14 protein-coding genes are annotated in these 17,648 nt (G+C 57.7%); 6 read left to right on the forward strand and 8 right to left on the reverse strand.

What is annotated here, in order from left to right; all coding sequences use genetic code 11:
- Positions 1-3 precede the first annotated feature (3 nt).
- Entirely contained in the window at positions 4-342 is a 339-nt protein-coding gene (locus ABLU88_RS23025) for a hypothetical protein (RefSeq protein WP_348838079.1), read from the reverse strand.
- Positions 343-454: 112 nt separating this feature from the next.
- Here ABLU88_RS23025 and hmsP point away from each other — a divergent pair, with 112 nt between their 5' ends.
- The 3 genes from hmsP (at position 455) to ABLU88_RS23040 (ending at position 5,629) form a co-directional block, all read left to right on the forward strand.
- A complete protein-coding gene (gene hmsP / locus ABLU88_RS23030; protein ID WP_206752069.1) occupies positions 455-2,461 on the forward strand; it encodes a biofilm formation regulator HmsP in 2,007 nt (668 codons plus the stop codon).
- Between the two features lie 154 nt (positions 2,462-2,615).
- Positions 2,616-3,902 (forward strand): C4-dicarboxylate transporter DctC, encoded by a 1,287-nt coding sequence (dctA, locus tag ABLU88_RS23035; RefSeq protein WP_014227166.1) that lies wholly within the window; start codon positions 2,616-2,618, stop codon positions 3,900-3,902.
- Positions 3,903-4,123: 221 nt separating this feature from the next.
- Positions 4,124-5,629, forward strand: coding sequence for a pitrilysin family protein (locus ABLU88_RS23040; protein ID WP_064378241.1), 1,506 nt, complete (start codon positions 4,124-4,126; stop codon positions 5,627-5,629).
- A gap of 184 nt (positions 5,630-5,813) precedes the next feature.
- Here the strand turns inward: ABLU88_RS23040 and ABLU88_RS23045 are convergent, their stop codons facing one another.
- Positions 5,814-6,743 (reverse strand): sugar kinase, encoded by a 930-nt coding sequence (locus ABLU88_RS23045; protein ID WP_254539771.1) that lies wholly within the window; start codon positions 6,741-6,743, stop codon positions 5,814-5,816.
- 195 nt (positions 6,744-6,938) lie between these two features.
- Between ABLU88_RS23045 and ABLU88_RS23050 the strand changes: the two genes are divergently transcribed.
- The gene (locus ABLU88_RS23050) at positions 6,939-8,990 is read left to right on the forward strand and encodes an AsmA family protein (RefSeq protein WP_049079235.1); all 2,052 of its coding nucleotides are present in this window, start codon (positions 6,939-6,941) and stop codon (positions 8,988-8,990) included.
- 49 nt (positions 8,991-9,039) lie between these two features.
- On the opposite strand, the gene ABLU88_RS23055 is transcribed toward ABLU88_RS23050, so the two are convergent.
- The 3 genes from ABLU88_RS23055 to ABLU88_RS23065 all read right to left on the reverse strand — a co-directional run bounded on the left by ABLU88_RS23055 (position 9,040) and on the right by ABLU88_RS23065 (position 12,834).
- Positions 9,040-10,362, reverse strand: a complete 1,323-nt coding sequence (locus ABLU88_RS23055) for an MFS transporter (protein ID WP_004126314.1) — start codon at positions 10,360-10,362, stop codon at positions 9,040-9,042.
- A gap of 270 nt (positions 10,363-10,632) precedes the next feature.
- A complete protein-coding gene (gene yhjD / locus ABLU88_RS23060) occupies positions 10,633-11,664 on the reverse strand; it encodes an inner membrane protein YhjD (protein ID WP_004134249.1) in 1,032 nt (343 codons plus the stop codon).
- A 270-nt stretch (positions 11,665-11,934) separates the two neighbouring features.
- The gene (locus ABLU88_RS23065) at positions 11,935-12,834 is read right to left on the reverse strand and encodes a LysR family transcriptional regulator (RefSeq protein ID WP_014227163.1); all 900 of its coding nucleotides are present in this window, start codon (positions 12,832-12,834) and stop codon (positions 11,935-11,937) included.
- A gap of 119 nt (positions 12,835-12,953) precedes the next feature.
- Here ABLU88_RS23065 and ABLU88_RS23070 point away from each other — a divergent pair, with 119 nt between their 5' ends.
- Both ABLU88_RS23070 and ABLU88_RS23075 read left to right on the forward strand, forming a co-directional pair.
- Complete coding sequence (locus ABLU88_RS23070; protein ID WP_032719951.1) at positions 12,954-13,712, forward strand: SDR family oxidoreductase; 759 nt, start codon at positions 12,954-12,956, stop codon at positions 13,710-13,712.
- A gap of 349 nt (positions 13,713-14,061) precedes the next feature.
- Positions 14,062-14,670, forward strand: coding sequence for a response regulator transcription factor (locus ABLU88_RS23075; protein WP_032751620.1), 609 nt, complete (start codon positions 14,062-14,064; stop codon positions 14,668-14,670).
- Here ABLU88_RS23075 and ABLU88_RS23080 read toward each other — a convergent pair.
- The 3 genes from ABLU88_RS23080 to ABLU88_RS23090 form a co-directional block, all read right to left on the reverse strand.
- Complete coding sequence (locus tag ABLU88_RS23080) at positions 14,667-15,095, reverse strand: lysozyme (protein WP_348838085.1); 429 nt, start codon at positions 15,093-15,095, stop codon at positions 14,667-14,669. The genes ABLU88_RS23075 and ABLU88_RS23080 overlap by 4 nt on opposite strands.
- Before the next feature lie 53 nt (positions 15,096-15,148).
- The gene (locus tag ABLU88_RS23085; RefSeq protein WP_046877721.1) at positions 15,149-15,697 is read right to left on the reverse strand and encodes a GNAT family protein; all 549 of its coding nucleotides are present in this window, start codon (positions 15,695-15,697) and stop codon (positions 15,149-15,151) included.
- Positions 15,698-15,765: 68 nt separating this feature from the next.
- Complete coding sequence (locus ABLU88_RS23090) at positions 15,766-17,418, reverse strand: alpha,alpha-trehalase (protein ID WP_014227158.1); 1,653 nt, start codon at positions 17,416-17,418, stop codon at positions 15,766-15,768.
- Positions 17,419-17,648 lie beyond the last annotated feature (230 nt).

A 17,648-nucleotide genomic window follows, 5' to 3' on the forward strand; every position in this document is an offset into this window, starting at 1 on the left:
GAATTATGCGACAGGGCGCCACTCCACGGCGCTCTTCGCGTATACTCGTTGCCTCCGGGAAAGCGGCCCGATGGCGGCTGTGAACGTGTAGGCCGGGCAATTTCGCAGCCCGGGTAAGGCGTCAGCCGCGACCCGGGAATGTTCCCCGGTCGCGCTGTGCTTACCGGGGCTACCGGCCCGCGCCACCTGCGGATTTTGTAGCCCGGGTAAGGCGTCAGCCGCGACCCGGGAATGTTCCCCGGTCGCGCTATGCTTACCGGGGCTACCGGCCCGCGCCGCCTGCGGATTTTGTCGCCCGGACAGGCGCATTGCGCCGCCTCCGGGAAAGCGTCCCGATTGCATTGCTTCGCGCCTTGCGGGCGTGAGCGAACAATTTGAGTATATAATCAGCCTGATAACGATCGGTGAGAGGGACCTATACCCGATATGCGTTCAGTTTCAGTGGAGAACCCCGTTGCGCGTCAGCCGTTCACTTACAATTAAACAGATGGCGATGGTCGCGAGCGTGTCCATGGCGTTTGTACTGGTCTTCTGTTCTATTCTGCTGTTCCACTTTGTTCAGCAGAGTCGCTTTACCACGGCCACGCAGTTAGAAAGCATCGCGCGCTCCGTTCGCGAACCGCTGTCAGCGGCTATCCTGAAAGCCGATATCCCTGAGGCGGAAGCCATTCTGAGCCGTATTCAACCCGCAGGCATCGTCAGCCGGGCGGATGTTGTCCTGCCCAATCAGTTCCAGGCGCTGCGGATGCGCTTTATCCCCGAGCGCCCGGTACCGGTAACCATCACCCGTATGTTTGAACTGCCGGTACAGATTTCGCTGCCTATCTACTCCCTTGAACGGCCCGCTAACCCACAGCCGCTGGCCTATCTGGTGCTGCAGGCCGACTCATACCGCATGTATAAATTCGTCATGAGCGCGCTGGCGACGTTAGTGACCGCTTACTTGCTTCTGGTGCTGATGCTGACGGTGGCGATCACCTGGTGCATCAACCGTCTGATGGTACGACCGCTGCGTAAAATCGCCCGTGAGCTAAACGATGTCCCGCAGCACGAGCGTTTGGGCCATCAGCTCACGCTGCCGCGTCTCCATCATGACGATGAAATCGGCATGCTGGTGCGCAGCTACAACCGTAATCAGCAGACGCTGCTGCGCCTGCACGACGAACTCTCTTTGCAATCGACCCGTTTTCCGGTATCCGAGCTGCCGAACAAAGCCTTTCTAATGGCCATGCTGGAGCAAACCGTCGCGCGCCCGCAGGCCTCGGCGCTGCTGATTATCGCCTGCGAAACGCTACAGGATACCGCTGGCGTACTGAAAGAGACGCAGCGTGAAATGCTGCTGCTAACCCTGGTTGAAAAGCTGCGGGCGATTATTCCGGCGCAGATGGTGCTGGCTCAGGTGAGCGGCTACGACTTCGCGATTCTGGCCCACGGCATTGACGAACCCTGGCAGGCGGTGACGTTAAGTAAGCAAGTACTCACTGTCTTAAATGAACGTTTGCCGCTGCACGGCATCCAGCTTCGCCCCTGCGCCAGCGTCGGTATCGCGATGTTTAACGGCGAAATTAACGCCGAACAGCTCTACCGTCGGGCGTTTTCCGCCGCCGTAACCGCGCGTCGTAAAGGGAAAAACCAGATTGAGTTCTTCGATCCGCAGCAGATGGAAAAAGCGCAGCGCCGCTTAATGGAAGAGCACGATATTCTGACGGCGCTTGATAACCAGCAGTTTGCCATCTGGCTGCAGCCGCAGGTGGATACCCACAGCGGCGATGTGTGCGGTGCGGAAGTGCTGCTGCGTCAGCGTCAGGCGGACGGCAGCTGGTCGCTGCCGGGCGATCTGATTGAGCGTATCGAAGCCTGCGGGCTGATGGTGCCGGTCGGCTACTGGGTGATGGAAGAGGCCTGCCGGCAGCTTGCCGCCTGGCAAAATCAGGGGATCATGTTGCCGCTGTCGGTCAACGTGTCGTTGCTGCAGCTGCTGCATCACGATCGCGGCGAGGAGATGCTGGCGCTGCTCGCGCGCTATCGTATCGCGCCGGGTACGCTGGTACTGGAAGTCACTGAAAGCCGTCGGATTGACGACCCGCAGGCGATTATTTCCCTGCTGCGTCCGCTGCGTGAAGCGGGCGTGCGGATTGCCCTTGATGACTTTGGTATGGGCTACGCCGGCCTGCGCCAGCTGCAGCATATTAAATCGCTGCCGGTAGACATCCTGAAAATCGATAAAGTCTTTATCGATATGCTGCCCGATGACATCAGCATGGTGCCCGCGATTATCCAGCTGGCGCGGGGGCTGAATCTGCACATTGTCGCGGAGGGCGTCGAAACCGATACCCAGTATCGCTGGCTGCAGGAGGCGGGCGTCGAGACGGTGCAAGGGTATCTTTTTGGCTGCGCCATGCCGCCTGAGGCTTTTATGGCCCGTTTTTTACCCGGTGATGTTGAGGATGCAAGTTTGTAACAACATTGTTAGCTTATGCGAGTCAGTTCAAATAAATTAACAATTACATTGCAATTTCATCACTCGTTATTTCTGAAATGTTTCATGGGTGTTATTTTTAAGCCACGGACGCAATACCCCCTCAAGGTCTGTGGTTATCTCCAAAGGACACCCTATGAAAATCTCTTTCTTTAAAAGCCTCTATGTCCAGGTTCTCTCGGCCATAGCGATCGGTATTCTGCTGGGCCATTTTTACCCGGAACTGGGTGCGCAGATGAAACCCCTCGGCGATGCCTTCGTTAAGCTGATTAAAATGATTATTGCCCCGGTTATCTTCTGTACCGTCGTGACGGGGATTGCCGGGATGGAGAGCATGAAAGCCGTCGGCCGCACCGGGGCGGTGGCGCTGCTCTACTTTGAAATCGTGAGCACTATTGCGCTGATCATCGGCCTGATCATTGTAAACGTGGTGCAGCCCGGCGCGGGAATGAACGTTGACCCGGCGACCCTCGACGCGAAGGCCGTGGCGGTTTACGCCGAACAGGCGAAAGATCAGGGCATCGTAGCGTTCCTGCTCGATATTATCCCCGGCAGCGTGATTGGCGCTTTTGCCAGCGGCAACATTCTGCAGGTGCTGATGTTTGCGGTGCTGTTTGGTTTCGCGCTGCATCGCCTCGGCAGCAAAGGCCAGCTGATTTTTAACGTTATCGAAAGCTTCTCGCAGGTGATCTTCGGCATCATCAATATGATCATGCGCCTGGCGCCGATTGGCGCGTTCGGGGCCATGGCCTTTACCATTGGGAAATACGGCGTCGGTACGCTGGTGCAGCTTGGTCAACTGATCGTCTGCTTCTACATCACCTGCATCCTGTTTGTGGTGGTGGTGCTGGGGTCGATCGCCAAAGCCACCGGCTTCAGCATCTTTAAATTTATCCGCTATATCCGCGAAGAGCTGCTGATTGTCCTGGGAACGTCTTCATCCGAGTCGGCGCTGCCGCGTATGCTCGATAAGATGGAGAAGCTGGGCTGCCGTAAGTCGGTGGTGGGGCTGGTGATCCCGACGGGGTACTCCTTTAACCTCGATGGCACCTCAATATACCTGACGATGGCGGCGGTGTTTATCGCCCAGGCGACGAACAGCCATATGGATATTTTCCATCAAATCACCCTGCTGGTGGTGCTGCTGCTCTCCTCAAAAGGCGCGGCGGGGGTGACGGGCAGCGGCTTTATCGTCCTTGCGGCGACGATTTCCGCCGTCGGGCACCTGCCGGTCGCCGGTCTGGCGCTGATTCTTGGCATCGACCGCTTTATGTCCGAGGCGCGAGCGCTGACCAACCTGGTGGGTAACGGCGTCGCGACCATCGTTGTCGCTAAATGGGTCAAAGAGCTGGACGCGAAACAGCTGGATGATGTGCTGAACAACCGTACTCCGGTAAGCAAATCGCACGAATTATCCTCATAAATCCATCTGTTAGGCCCGTTGTCCCTTGCTGGACTACGGGCTCCTGCGCATAATTAGGGGTCACTGTCGCTTGCGCGGCGGTGACCCTTATGTTTATTTCACGTCAACATGCGACATTTTCATCTCCGTGTGGTCTAACCGACGTACTTAACTCACCATATTTTTTCGGCGGCCCTCCCGTGGGCCGCTGTTGTAACCAGGATTGTTCATCAGGGGTTCACATGCAGGGCACAAAAATTCGACTCTTAACCGGTGGTTTGCTGATGATGGCGACGGTCGGTTATGTGCAGGCAGAAGCGCTCCAGCCGGACCCGGCCTGGCAACAGGGGACACTGGCGAATGGGTTTCAGTGGCAGGTTTTAGCCACCCCGCAGCGTCCCAGCGATCGTATCGAAGTTCGCCTGTCCGTGAATATTGGCTCGCTGAGCGAAAGCACTCAGCAGAGCGGCTTTAGCCACTTTATCCCGCGCCTCGCGCTGACGCAAAACGGTGGCCTCCCGACCATGCAGGCCCGTTCGCTATGGCAGCAGAGTATTGACCCGAAGCGTCCTCTGCCGCCCGCCATCGTCTCTTATGACTACAGTTTGTTTAACCTGAGCATACCGAATAACCGTAACGACCTGCTGAAAGAGGCGCTGAGCTGGCTGGCCAGCGCCAGCGGTAAAATGTCGATCTCCCCGGAAACCGTCAACCACGCGCTGCAGGGCGAAGACATGGTGGCGACCTGGCCTGCGGATACCAAAGAAGGCTGGTGGCGCTATCGGCTAAAAGGCTCCACCATGCTGGGGCACGATCCGGCGGCGCCGCTGAAGCAGCCGGTGGATATTGCTCAGCTAAAAGAGTATTACCACAAGTGGTACACCCCGGATGCCATGACCCTGATTGTGGTCGGCAACGTGGATAGCCGCAGCGTCGCGGAACAAATCAACAAAACTTTCGGCGGCCTGAAGGGCAAGCGCGAAACGCCGGTGGCGGTTCCTACGCTGTCGCCGCTGCCGACGACGCCGGTCAGCATCATGACCGATGCGGTGCGCCAGGATAAGCTGTCGCTGATGTGGGATGCGCCGTGGCAGCCGATCCGCGACTCGGTCGCGCTGCAGCGCTACTGGCGCGACGATCTTGCCCGGGAAGCGCTGTTCTGGCACGTACAGCAGAATCTGAGCAAAAGTAATATCAAGGATATCGGCCTTGGCTTTGACTGCCGCGTGCTCTACCAGCGCGCCCAGTGCGCGATCAATATCGAATCGCCGGGCGAGCGCCTGAACGCCAACTTAACGACCGTGGCGCGCGAGCTGGCGAAAGTCCGCGATCGCGGCCTGCCGCAGGAGGAGTTTGACGCCCTGATCGCGCAGAAAAACCTCGAACTGCAGAAGCTGTTTGCCACCTATGCGCGCACCGATACGTACATCCTGATTAGCCAGCGGATGCGTTCGTTGCAAAATCAGGTGGTGGATATCGCGCCCGAGCAGTATCAGAAACTGCGCCAGGAGTTTCTCAATTCGCTGACGGTCGACATGCTGAATCAGTACCTGCGTCAGCAGCTGTCGCAGGATATGGCGCTGGTGCTGCAGCAGCCGCAGGGTGAGCCGGAATACAACATGAAGGAACTGCAGGCGACGTGGGAAAAGCTGATGGCGCCCGCGCCAGCGGCCGCAGCGGCGTCGAGCGCCGTCGGTGATGTTGTGGAAGGGCGTAACGAAGCGACGGATATCCCGCCCGCGCAGTAAAGCAAAACCGGATAGCGTGGCTATCCGGTGAGGTTTTGTTTTACGTATTGCTGGATTGGCCCGGTGATTTTCCCGGAGGTGGCGCTGGCGCGCCTTATCCGGTCTAATGCCAGCGCCAGACAGTAGCCCGGCTAAGCGCAGCGCAAGCCGGGATTCTCGCAGGCGGGCGTAACGCAATCGAAAATTACTGCGGCATCGCCTCGCGCGGGATAATCGCGCCGCGATACTGGATCACCGTGCTGGCGGTCAGGTGTCCGCGTTTTGCCGCAGATTCGGCGTCGCCGCCGGTCAGGCGTACGGCCAGGTAGCCGGCGCTGAACGAATCGCCCGCCGCCGTGGTATCAACCACTTTCTCTTTCGGCAGCTTAACGGCCGGGACTTCCCGCAGCGGCTGGCCGGCAATCGCCACCAGGCAGGAGTCTGCGCCGCGCTTAACCACCACTTCTTCAACGCCGGCGGCGTGGGTGCGGGCAATCACTTCCGCAACCGGCTTCTCGCCCCACAGCGCGTCTTCGTCATCGAGGGTCAGGAACGCGATGTCGGTGCAGGCTAGCATCTGCTGATAAACCCGCTGCGTCTCCTCTTTGCTGCTCCACAGGCGCGGACGATAGTTATTATCAAAGATAACCTTGCCGCCGTTTGCCCGGCATTCCCGCAGCAGGGTCAGCAGCTTCTCGCGGCTGGTCGGGCTGAGGATCGCCAGGCTGATCCCGCTAAGATACAGATAATCAAAGGTCGCCAGCTCTTCGCAGATGCTCGCGGACTGCTCGCTCTCCAGCCAGAACTTCGCCGCGGCTTCGTTGCGCCAGTAGTAAAAGGTGCGCTCGCCGCTCTCGTCGGTTTCGATGTAGTAGAGGCCCGGTAAACGGTCGGCCATGCGCTGAATCAGGTCAGTCTGAACGTTCTCGCGCTGCCAGGATTCGAGCATCTGCTGGCTGAAGGTGTCCGTGCCCAGGGCGGTAACGTAGTGCACGCCCAGCGCGCTGGCGTCGGTCTGGCGAGCGATGTAGACGGAAGTGTTTAAGGTGTCGCCGCCAAAGCCGCGATTAACCGCTGCGCCTTTCTCTGACAGCTCAATCATGCATTCGCCAATGACGGCAATTTTCTTCGACATAGTGATGACCTGAAATTAAATCAATATTAACCCTAGTGTGCGCTGGGGCGCTTTGATGGTCAATGATATTAAAACAACGTTCCATTATTTTTTTGACCTGACGCGGATTATGTGACGAAAACCTCATTCGGCGGAGCAAATGGCGTTTCTCAACTATATTCAGGAGTGACGAGACGCAAAAGGAGTGCAGAAGGGATGAGCAGAACCCGAAAAACCGTGGCTATTATCCTGGGAACGATTGTCGTACTGATCGTTCTGTTTTTTATCGTGCTGGCGACCTTTGACTGGAACCGCCTGAAGCCGACGATCAACCAGAAAGTCTCTGCTGAGCTGAACCGCCCGTTCGCGATTCGCGGCGATCTGGGCGTCGTCTGGGAACGCCAGCCCGGCGAGAGCGGCTGGCGAAGCTGGATCCCCTGGCCGCACGTTCATGCCGAAGATATCGTCCTTGGCAACCCCCCTGATATCCCACAGGTCACAATGGTCCACCTGCCGCGCGTTGAGGCGACTCTCGCCCCGCTGGCGCTGCTCAGCAAAACGGTCTATCTGCCGTGGATTAAGCTTGAACAGCCCGACGCGCGTCTGATCCGACTGTCGGAGAAGACCAACAACTGGACTTTCGACCTGGCTTCGGCGGGGTCGTCGGAGAAAGATGCGGCGCCTTCCAGCTGGTCTTTCCGCCTCGACAATATTCTTTTCGATCGCGGCAAGATTGCCGTTGATGACAAAGTGTCGCGCGCTGACGTGACGATCGTGGTTGATCCGCTCGGTAAGCCGCTGGCGTTCAGTGAAGTGACCGGCGAGAAGGGGAAAGGGCAGCCGCAGAAAGTGGGCGATTACGTCTTCGGCCTGCAGGCGAAAGGGAGCTACAACGGACAGCCGCTCTCCGGTAGCGGCAAAATCGGCGGCATGCTGGCGCTGCGCAGCGAAGGGACGCCGTTCCCCCTGCAGGGGGATTTTCGTTCCGGCAATACCCGGGTCGCGTTTACCGGCACGGTCAGCGATCCGCTTAACCTCGGCGGCGTCGATCTGCGGCTGAAGTTTTCCGGGGACTCGCTGGGCGATCTCTATGACCTGACCGGCGTGCTGCTGCCGGATACGCCGGCCTTTTCGACCGACGGGCATCTGCGGGCCACCTTCAAGGAGAAAAACGGTTCACGCTTCGCCTATCAGGATTTTAATGGCCGCATCGGCGAGAGCGATATCCACGGCTCGCTGACCTACACCACCGGTAAACCCCGGCCTAAGCTGGAGGGCGACCTTGAGTCCAGACAGCTAAGGCTGGCGGATCTGGGGCCGCTGATTGGCGTCGACTCCGGCGGTAAAGGCAGCCAGACCGAACGGCGCAAAGGCGAAGCCTCCCCGCAGCCGGCCGGAAAAGTGTTGCCGTATGACCGCTTTGAAACCGATAAGTGGCAGGTGATGGATGCCGATGTGCGCTTTAAAGGACGGCGCATTGAGCACGGCGGCACGCTCCCCATCAGCGACCTCTCCACCCACGTGCTCCTCGAACGGGGCGACCTGCGCCTGCAGCCGCTGCGTCTGGGGCTGGCCAACGGCACGATTGCCGGCAGCATTCATCTTGAAGGGGATAAAAAACCGCTGCAGGGGACGGCGAACCTGCAGGCGCGCCGCCTGAAGCTGAAAGCGCTGATGCCAAACGTGGAGATGATGCAGAAAACCCTCGGCGAAATGAACGGCGATGTGCAGCTTCGCGGTACCGGCAACTCCGTCGCCGCGCTGCTGGGCAACAGTAACGGTAACCTGAAGCTGCTGATGAACGACGGTTTAATTAGCCGCAACCTGATGGAGATCCTCGGCCTGAACGTCGGCAACTTTATCATCGGGCAGATCTTTGGCGATGATGAGGTGCGGGTGAACTGCGCGGCGGCCAATATCGACGTGGTCAACGGCGTCGCCCGGCCGCAGGTGTTTGCCTTTGATACGGAAAACGCGTTGATCAACGTCACCGGTACCGCCAGCTTTGCCTCAGAGCAGCTGGACCTCACTATCGATCCGGAGAGTAAGGGCTTTCGCATTATCACCCTGCGTTCACCGCTCTACGTGCGCGGCACCTTTAAGTCGCCGAATGCGGGCGTGAAGGCGGGGCCGCTGATTGCCCGCGGCGCGGTAGCGGCAGCGCTGGCGACCCTGGTGACGCCGGCCGCCGCGCTGCTGGCGCTGATCTCACCCGCCGAAGGCGAGGCGAACCAGTGTCGGGCAATTCTGTCGCAGATGAAAAAATAGTCGGCAAGGAGACGCCCCTGGCCGGATGGCCAGGGGCGTGGAGGGAAAGTTACAGCGATTGATGACGCGTTTCGTGAGTCAGCAGCAGCGCGATCATCGTCAGCGCCGCCATGGCGGCCAGATAGAGTCCTACCGCAGGCAGACCGTAGTTGCCCTGCAGCCAGGCGGCGATGTACGGCGCCACGGACGCCCCGAGGATCGACGAGACGTTATAGGAGAACGATGCGCCGGTATAGCGAACTTCCGTCGGGAACAGCTCCGGCAGCAGCGCGCCCATAGGGCCAAAGGTCAGCCCCATCAGGCTCAGGCCAATCAGCAGGAAGGCAAAGACCAGCAGCGGGTTGCCGGAGCCGAGCAGCGGTTTAAAGGCAAACAGCGCGAAGAGGATGATCAGGGTCGTAATCACGACCATGCTCTTACGACGGCCGAATGCATCCGCCAGCAGGCCCGCCACCGGTACCATCACGCCAAAACCGATAACCGCCATCATCAGCATCCACAGCACTTCGTTACGCGGCAAGCCGAGGCCAATCGGCGCGGCGGCGGTGCTGAAGGTCATGGAGTAGACGGTCATGATGTAAAACAGCGTATAGGTCGCCAGCATGATAAAGGTGCCGAGAACGGTGACGCGCACGTGTTTGGTCAGCAGCGTGCCCAGCGGTATTTTGACCTGTTTTTTCGCGGCGGCTACCTTAGCGAACACCGGCGACTCGTGCAGCGAAACGCGGACGTACAGGCCGATAATGACCAGCACGGCGGAGAAGATAAACGGCATACGCCAGCCCCATTCCATAAACTGCTGGTCGGTCAGCAGCCAGGAGAGCAGCAGGAAGGTGCCGTTCGCGAAGAAGAAGCCGATAGGCGCGCCCAGCTGCGGGAATGAGCCATACAGCGCGCGCTTGCGCGGCGGGGCGTTTTCCGTCGCCAGCAGCGCCGCGCCGCCCCATTCGCCGCCAAGGCCGAGCCCCTGACCAAAGCGCGCCAGCGCCAGCAGCACCGGTGCCATAATGCCAATGGTTTCATAGCCGGGCAGCAGGCCGATAACCACGGTGGAGATCCCCATCGTCAGCAGCGAGGCGACGAGGGTCGCTTTACGGCCTACGCGGTCGCCGAAGTGGCCAAAGACCGCTGAACCGATAGGGCGCGCAATAAAGGCGATAGCGAAGGTCGCCAGCGATTGTAGCGTCGCGGCGGCGGGATCGCCCTGCGGGAAGAAAATGTGCGGGAATACGATAACCGCCGCGGTGGCATAGATGTAGAAGTCGAAGAACTCGATGGCGGTACCAATGAGTGAGGCGACGACGACTTTATTGCGTGAGTTAACCGGAACGGTGTCCTGCGCGTTGTCGAGTGTTGTGGCTGTGGCTTGCATAGATCTTTCTTATTTTTTGCGAACGAAAGGCCATATAGCCACAGCCTTGGGGACATTTCAATCTGTAACAAGGGGCGGGGGAGGCGAAAAAAGAAGCAAAAAGTGAATAATTTCTGTGCCAGAAAAATAACTTCTATGAAATGCTTCACAAAATTAAAATAATGGTCGATAAAACCAGGTTTAGGTTAAATAAAAGTTACATGTTGGATTTATATGCTGAAATGCCAGGTTGGGCTGAATTTTGCGTCTTTTATTCAGCCCAGTGATGGTTTAGTCGTGGGCTTTGCCCGGCATCCGGCGGTCGTCTTTATATTCGGCGGTGGCAATCCATGCGGCGCAGAACAGCGTCAGGCGGGCGAAAAAATAGAAGAAGGCCATTATCCCCAACACCGAACCGAATGCCGCCCCGGATGGGGATTTCACCAGCGCCGGTAGCGTCCAGGTCATGATGATTTTGATTATCTCAAAGCCGACGGCCGCAATCAGGGTGCCGCGAATCAGCGCCTTACGGCGAGGGCGGTGGCGCGGGAGTCGCCAGAAAATCCAGAAAAACAGCAGATAGTTGGCGAAGATGGAAATCGCGAGGCCAATCAGCCGCCACGCCGGTTTCAGCCACTCGATATAATCAAGATAAAGCGCCGAGATAATCATCTGCTGGGCCGAGCCGGCGATAGAGGTGATCGATAAGGTAATGACCAGCGCAACCAGCAGGCCGATCAGCGAGATAAAGTCGCGGAAATACTTAACCCAAATTTTCTCCTGATCCTGCGGCGTGCGTTCCCAGACGTCGCGCGACTGGGCGCGGATGGCCTCACGCAGGTTGCCCATCCAGTTAATGCCGGAGTAGAGCGCCACCAGCAGACCCACGATACCGACGGCGGTACGCTGCTGTACGGCGGTATTGATGGTATTTTTCAGCGTTGCCGCCAGCGTCGGGTCGCTAACGTTAAGCAGGATTTTATCGAAGATGTCCTGTAGCAGCGTGGGATGCGAGGCGAGAACAAAACCGGCGGCCGCAAAAGAGACCATCAGGATTGGGATCATCGATAAAAACGAGAAGTAGGTGATTGCCGCGCCAAACTGATTACCCAGCCTGTCGTTGAAGCGCTCCGCGGCGCGGATGATATGGGCGACCATATGGTTACGCTGAACTTTTTCCGCCGTTCCGGTGACGCTTTTCAGCGCCTGGTTGGCTTTTTTCGCCACGGTAGAGTCGTTTATCGCAGCCATCGCGCTTTTGTTTTTATCCGGCTGCTGGCCCGGATCCTCGGTTGGGCGTTGAGCGTCGTTTTCCGGCGTCATAAATTATTTCTCCCTTTTTTACAGCGATATTCTTCAAAAATTATATACGTAAAATCACGGATGGGGCGTATCGGGGGGAGCGGGCATCGGAATCTGCGAATCACTGAAGCGCGTTCATGTGTTATTCCCCGGCTGCGCTGCGTTTGTATCGGCCTGGGTGAATTTGATAATAGCATGATATTGTTGGTTTTTTACGCCATGTAAAGCGTCAGCCAGCACCCGGCAGGAAATATCGGCACGCTCTCAAATACAGATTTTTCATCATTCGGCCTAATCAACGTAGTTTTTCATTAAGCCGCCCAGCCACTCCATAAACAGATGTACCCGGCGCGAGAGATTACGCCGGTGCGGATAAATGAGCGACACCGGCAGCGGCTCGGCGCGGTAGTGGGGCAGAATTTCTATCAGCTCCCCGGTGCGCAGCCATTCCCGAACCCCCACCCGCGGCACCTGAATAATGCCCAGCCCCGCCAGGCACGACGCCTGATAGGTCTCGGTGCTGTTCACCGTCAAGACGCCGCCGGTTTTGATCCAGCGGACGGCGCCCTCGCTGACCACTTCGAAGCCCAGCGGGCGCACCCCGAGGCTGCTTGCGTAGTGGATCAGCGCATGATCGGCGAGATCGTCCAGCGATTGCGGATAGCCGAAGCGCGTCAGGTACTGCGGGCTGGCGCAGTTGATTTGCGTTAGCTTGCCCAGCGGCCGCGCGATGAGCCCGGAATCTTTCAGCGTACCGACGCGCACCACGCAGTCAAAGCCCTCGCGAACCACGTCGACTAACCGATCGCTGCTGCTGAGCTCCAGTTCAATGCCGGGATACTGCTGCAGAAATGCCGGCAGCTGTGGAATGACCAGCTTTTTCGCTACGGCGACGGGCATATCAACCCGCAGACGCCCGCTGATGCTGGAGGGGTCAAGCTGAAACATGCCGTCCAGCTCTTCAAGATTGCTGAGCAGGTCTCTGGCGCGTTCGTAATAAACCATACCATCCTGCGTCAGCTGTACCCGGCGGGTTGTGCGATGCAGCAGACGAACCCCAAGGTGGCTCTCCAGCGCCTGAATCTGGCGCGAGACGCTTCCTTTCGGCAGGCCAAGGGTATCGGCGGCGCGGGAAAAACTTTCCAGCTCCGCGACTCTGATGAACAGCTGCATTGCGTGAATTTTATCCATGCCGGCGGCCTATTGTTGTTTTTAATGAAACAGTAAAACGTAATTTGCCATATTTATTGTTTTTATAGCAGCTAATAAGCTCTTCAGCGATGCAAACGCAACCAAGAAGGGGTTTTCTGATGACGCAACGTATCGCTTTAGTCACCGGCGGTAGCCGTGGACTGGGAAAAAACGCCGCATTAAAGCTGGCGGCAAAGGGAACCGATATTATTCTGACCTGGCACAGTAACCCGCAGGCGGCGCTGGACGTGGTGGCTGAAATTGAGCAAAAAGGCGTGAAAGCCGCGGCATTACCGCTAAACGTCGGTGATGTTGGCAGTTTCGACAGTTTTGCTCAGAAGGTAAGAGAAGTGCTTCAGCAGCGCTGGCAGCGGGAGACCTTCGACTATTTATTGAACAATGCCGGAATTGGCCTGAATATTCCCTTTGCTGAAACCAGCGAGGCGCAGTTTGATGAATTAATGAACATCCAGTTTAAGGGGCCGTTTTTCCTTACCCAACGCCTGCTGCCGTTATTGCAGGACGGGGGGCGGATCCTCAACGTTTCCAGCGGACTGGCGCGTTTCGCGCTGCCGGGCTATGCGGCCTACGCCTCAATGAAAGGCGCGATGGAGGTGCTGACGCGCTACCAGGCGAAGGAGCTGGGAGAACGCGGAATTTCGGTCAATATTATTGCGCCCGGCGCGATTGAAACCGATTTTGGCGGCGGTGTGGTCAGGGATAACGCGCAGGTGAATCAGCATATTGCCGCGCAAACGGCGCTCGGAAGAGTGGGGCTGCCGGATGATATTGGCGATGCCATCGCCGCGCTGCTTAGCGATGACCTGCGCTGGATGAACGCCCAGCGCGTAGAAGTCTCCGGTGGGATGTTCTTGTAATCCCGCGCCCCTCCATAGAGTATGGAGGGGCTAACGTATTTCATGCGCTTCTTATTTCGTAACAGACTTTCCTCATTTCGCCATCGCCTGCGTTTCCGGCTTCGTTTAAACTAGAAAATTAGTATTATTTTTATTTTTTCTTGCCAGTTTCATTAAGGATTTCCTTAATTCAAATGTAATAAATATTGTGGATAAGTAATGGGGCCAATAAGCCCTGTAACTATTCATTGTTATGATATTTAGTTTCGCATCCCTATCGGTAAAATGCCCCAGGCCAAACGGCAAGTTGTTATTTATTTTGGCTGATGTTTGCCTTTTCATCGGGCATTTATTTATTGGAGCGAAACCCATGCAGATACTCATGTTTGACAGGCAGTCGATATTTATTCATGGAATGAAAATTGGCCTCCAGCAATACATTCCAGAGATTGATATTTTTGGCACCTGTCAGGCTGAACAGCTCTGGCAGAAGCTGACGGCGCATCCTGACGCGCTGCTCATGCTGGACGGGGATATGCACGGTGAGTTTTGCTGTTGGCTGCTGGAGGAAAAACAGCGTCGTTTTCCGCACGCTCAGGTCCTGCTAATCGTTTCTGACGATAATAAGGGCTGGCTACAGCGCGCGCTGTCTTATAATGTGCGGGCCATCGTGCAGCGCGAGGAAAGTTTGCCCACTTTCGCTCAGACCATCAATCGTCTCCGGCGGGGGCTTCCCTGCTTGCCGGACGATGGATTAATAATGGCGGAGGTGAGCGATAATAAACGGGTTCATTTGAGCCAGCGCCAGCGGGAGATTTTGCAGCTGCTGGCCGCCGGTGACTCTAATAAACAGATTAGCCGGACGTTAAATATCAGCACCGGCACGGTAAAGGCCCATCTTGAGTCGCTGTACCGTCGGCTGGATGTGAAGAATCGTACCCAGGCGGCGATGGTTTTTCATCGCGTCAGCGAAACTTAATCGGCTCTGGTTTTGAATCTTGCGCACTCTTCGCGCCGCTGTTCGCGGCCGATGCGAATATTTTCCCATGCGCTCAGCGCGTCAGCGAACCGCTGATGGTTAAGATGGGTCAGGACGGTATCAAGCGCCGGAGACGTCGCCCCGCAGCTAAAGGCTAAAGAGACCAGCGCATCATATTGCGCTTGATTAAGCGTGACCCGGAGCCTGCGCTTAAGTTCGCGCTGGCACTGCAGAAGATCGACGATAAGCAGAGTCTCCGCGATCTCGCGCGTGAAGTGAGGGAACGATTCGTAATCATTGAGAACGTGGCCGTAGCCAATCACGCGCAGGCCGCTTTCGTCCCGATAGGGGGCGAGCGCTAACCCCTGCATTCGCTTAATAAACTCCAGCCCGTGCAGGCTTAGCGGCGGTATGGTTGGGGACATTTATCGCTTCCTCTGTTGTCGGCCTGCAGTGTAGAGGAAAAGCGCGTCGCGCCCTATTCGCCAGATGGCCCAGGCTGGTGGTAATCGCGGCGCAGCAGGCCAAACAGCCAATCGTTGTGCCAGCGACCGTTGAGCCAGTAGCAGTCGCGCAGCTCGCCTTCCTGGTGAAAACCGACCTTTTGCAGCAGATTTTTTGACGCCAGATTGCCCGCGGTGACGGTTGCCGTCAGCCGCCGGATGCCGCCGGCGGAGAAAGCGTAATCGCACAGCGCGCGCAGAGACTCATAGCCGTAACCTTTGCCCTGCGCCCGGGGAGCGAACAGAAAACCCGCTTCAGCGCTATCGGGAGCGTGATGCTGATAGCCGGTGAGGCCCAGGGGAGCGTGGGTGTAGCGGTCGCGCACTACCAGGCACAGCCAGTGGGCCGCGCCCGGCGACCACGCGGGAAGCCGGGCATAAAAAGCGTCGCGAATGTCCGCTACCGGGCGGGGAGCCGCGACGTAAAGCATCACCTGGGGGTCTTGCTGTAAGCTGAGAAAAAAGGGCCAGTCGTCAAGCTGCAGCGGCGAGCAGCGCAGACGTGGGGTAACCAGTTCAGGCATAGCTGGGCTTCCGGCGAAAGTCGATGCCATGAACATAGCAGGACATCGACCGCGGGAATAGTCCGCTTTTACAACGGTTCGCCGTACAGGCCGATAAGCCGGCGCACCACGCCATTCGTCCAGCCAAAGCCATCCTGGAGCGGATATTCACCGCCTCCGCCTTCATGGGGGGTAGCGCTGGCGATATGGTACTTTTCAATCAGCTTATAGTGCTGTTTATAGAAATGATTCACCGTTTGCAGCCAGCTTTGGGCTATCTCATCGCCCAGCGGATCCTGGCCGTACATTTTAAAACCCTGTACCGCCATCCACTGCAGCGGCGCCCAGCCGTTGGGCTTATCCCACTGCTCACCGCTTTGATATTCCGTCGCCATAATACCGCCGGGGGTGAGCAGGCGGGCGCGTACCGCGTCGGCGAGCCTGTCGGCCTGTTCATGGGTCGCCATGCCGACGTACAGCGCGACGAGGCTGGCGGCGGAAAACAGCGCCAGCTGCTCGCGGCGCCAGTCGTAATCGCGGAAACAGCCGCTTTCGTCATCCCACAGATAGCGGGTTACCGCCGCCCTGCGCTCGCTGGCCTTCTGGCGAAAAGCGGCCTCTGTTTCCCGGTCGCCCTTCAGGCCGGAGAGGTTGGCGATGGTGTTCTCCAGCTTGAACAGGAAGGCGTTCAAATCAATGGGAATAAACTGGGTGGTACGGATGCTCGCCAGCCGGGTGATATCCCGCAGCCAGCGGCTGGAGTAATCCCAGCCGGACTCCGCCCCGGCGCGCAGGTCGCGATAGACCTCGTTCGGCGGGCGCCCGGAGTGCTTCGCCGTTTCGACATCTTCCCGCCATGACTCATCGCGCGGCGTATCGCGATCGTCCCAGTAGCGGTTCAGCAGCGAGCCGTCCGGCATCCGCACCACGTGACGGTAGGCCTGATTGGGGATCAGCGATTCCGCGCCGTCCATCCAGAAGCTGTACTCCATCCGCAGATGGTCAAGGTATCGTTTGGCGCCGCGAACCCCATCCTCTTCAAACAGTTCGACCATCAGGGCAAACACCGGCGGCTGCGAGCGGCTGAGATAGTAGGTGCGGTTGCCGTTAGGAATATGGCCGTAGATTTCAATCATCCACGCGAAGTTGTCGGCCATGCATTTCAGCAGGTCTTCGCGGCCGCTTTCCGCCAGCCCCAGCATGGTGAAATAGGAATCCCAGTAGTAGGTTTCGCTAAACCGCCCGCCAGGCACAATATAAGACTGCGGCAGCGCCAGCAGCGATGACCAGGGAATATGATCCTGCGGCTCGCGGGTCAGGACGGGCCACAGATTATCAATATGCTCCTTTAACGATCGCGTGGGATCGGAGACGTAATCCTCGGCGCGGTTTTCCGGCAGCCAGAAGTGGTCTTCAACAAACTGGCGGAGATCGAATCCGGGGGTGCGCCGGACGCGACGGTAGTGAATCAAAATATCCAGCGGGTCCTGCTTCGGCGCGCAGTCGGGGAAGGTTTTGCTATCGGCGAAAATTCGCGACTTCTGGACGTGAGCGAACAGTTCCAGATAGCGATCGGCAGGGGTCAGGGCATCCGAGGCGGGCAGCCCTTCTATGATCTCCGGTTCGGGTTCGGCGTCGAACATTTCATCCAGCTTTAACTCATACGGATCGGCTTCGTAGCACGGATCGATTTCGATCCTGAGCTCATCGTCATCAACGTTGCGTAATTTCTGGCTGAACATAGTGGTACGGACCTCCGGATTGCGTCAGTAGAGGATGCCGGGCGCGCCCGACCTGTCTATTAAGCTTAGACATTCGCAGCGGGAAACGAAAAGAGAAGTGTGCGGTAGATCACGCTTTGTTCTAAACCGTCTGCCCGGGGTTTCTGCTTTAACTCGTTGACCTGGCGCATTAAAACCGTTTTAACCGCTTCGTATTGCGTCGAAAAATTCGGAGATTTCGTTTTGCAACA

It is taken from the genome of Klebsiella sp. GW_Kp182, assembly GCF_040062275.1.
GTDB classification, from domain to species: Bacteria; Pseudomonadota; Gammaproteobacteria; order Enterobacterales; family Enterobacteriaceae; genus Klebsiella; species Klebsiella michiganensis.

Excerpts from the sequence above, each read along its gene's own strand:
- ABLU88_RS23025 (WP_348838079.1), bottom strand. The coding sequence starts at position 342 with ATGCAATCGGGACGCTTTCCCGGAGGCGGCGCAATGCGCCTGTCCGGG.
- dctA (WP_014227166.1), top strand. The coding sequence starts at position 2,616 with ATGAAAATCTCTTTCTTTAAAAGCCTCTATGTCCAGGTTCTCTCGGCC.
- ABLU88_RS23040 (WP_064378241.1), top strand. The coding sequence starts at position 4,124 with ATGCAGGGCACAAAAATTCGACTCTTAACCGGTGGTTTGCTGATGATG.
- ABLU88_RS23045 (WP_254539771.1), bottom strand. The coding sequence starts at position 6,743 with ATGTCGAAGAAAATTGCCGTCATTGGCGAATGCATGATTGAGCTGTCA.
- ABLU88_RS23050 (WP_049079235.1), top strand. The coding sequence starts at position 6,939 with ATGAGCAGAACCCGAAAAACCGTGGCTATTATCCTGGGAACGATTGTC.
- ABLU88_RS23055 (WP_004126314.1), bottom strand. The coding sequence starts at position 10,362 with ATGCAAGCCACAGCCACAACACTCGACAACGCGCAGGACACCGTTCCG.
- yhjD (WP_004134249.1), bottom strand. The coding sequence starts at position 11,664 with ATGACGCCGGAAAACGACGCTCAACGCCCAACCGAGGATCCGGGCCAG.
- ABLU88_RS23065 (WP_014227163.1), bottom strand. The coding sequence starts at position 12,834 with ATGGATAAAATTCACGCAATGCAGCTGTTCATCAGAGTCGCGGAGCTG.
- ABLU88_RS23070 (WP_032719951.1), top strand. The coding sequence starts at position 12,954 with ATGACGCAACGTATCGCTTTAGTCACCGGCGGTAGCCGTGGACTGGGA.
- ABLU88_RS23075 (WP_032751620.1), top strand. The coding sequence starts at position 14,062 with ATGCAGATACTCATGTTTGACAGGCAGTCGATATTTATTCATGGAATG.
- ABLU88_RS23080 (WP_348838085.1), bottom strand. The coding sequence starts at position 15,095 with ATGTCCCCAACCATACCGCCGCTAAGCCTGCACGGGCTGGAGTTTATT.
- ABLU88_RS23085 (WP_046877721.1), bottom strand. The coding sequence starts at position 15,697 with ATGCCTGAACTGGTTACCCCACGTCTGCGCTGCTCGCCGCTGCAGCTT.
- ABLU88_RS23090 (WP_014227158.1), bottom strand. The coding sequence starts at position 17,418 with ATGTTCAGCCAGAAATTACGCAACGTTGATGACGATGAGCTCAGGATC.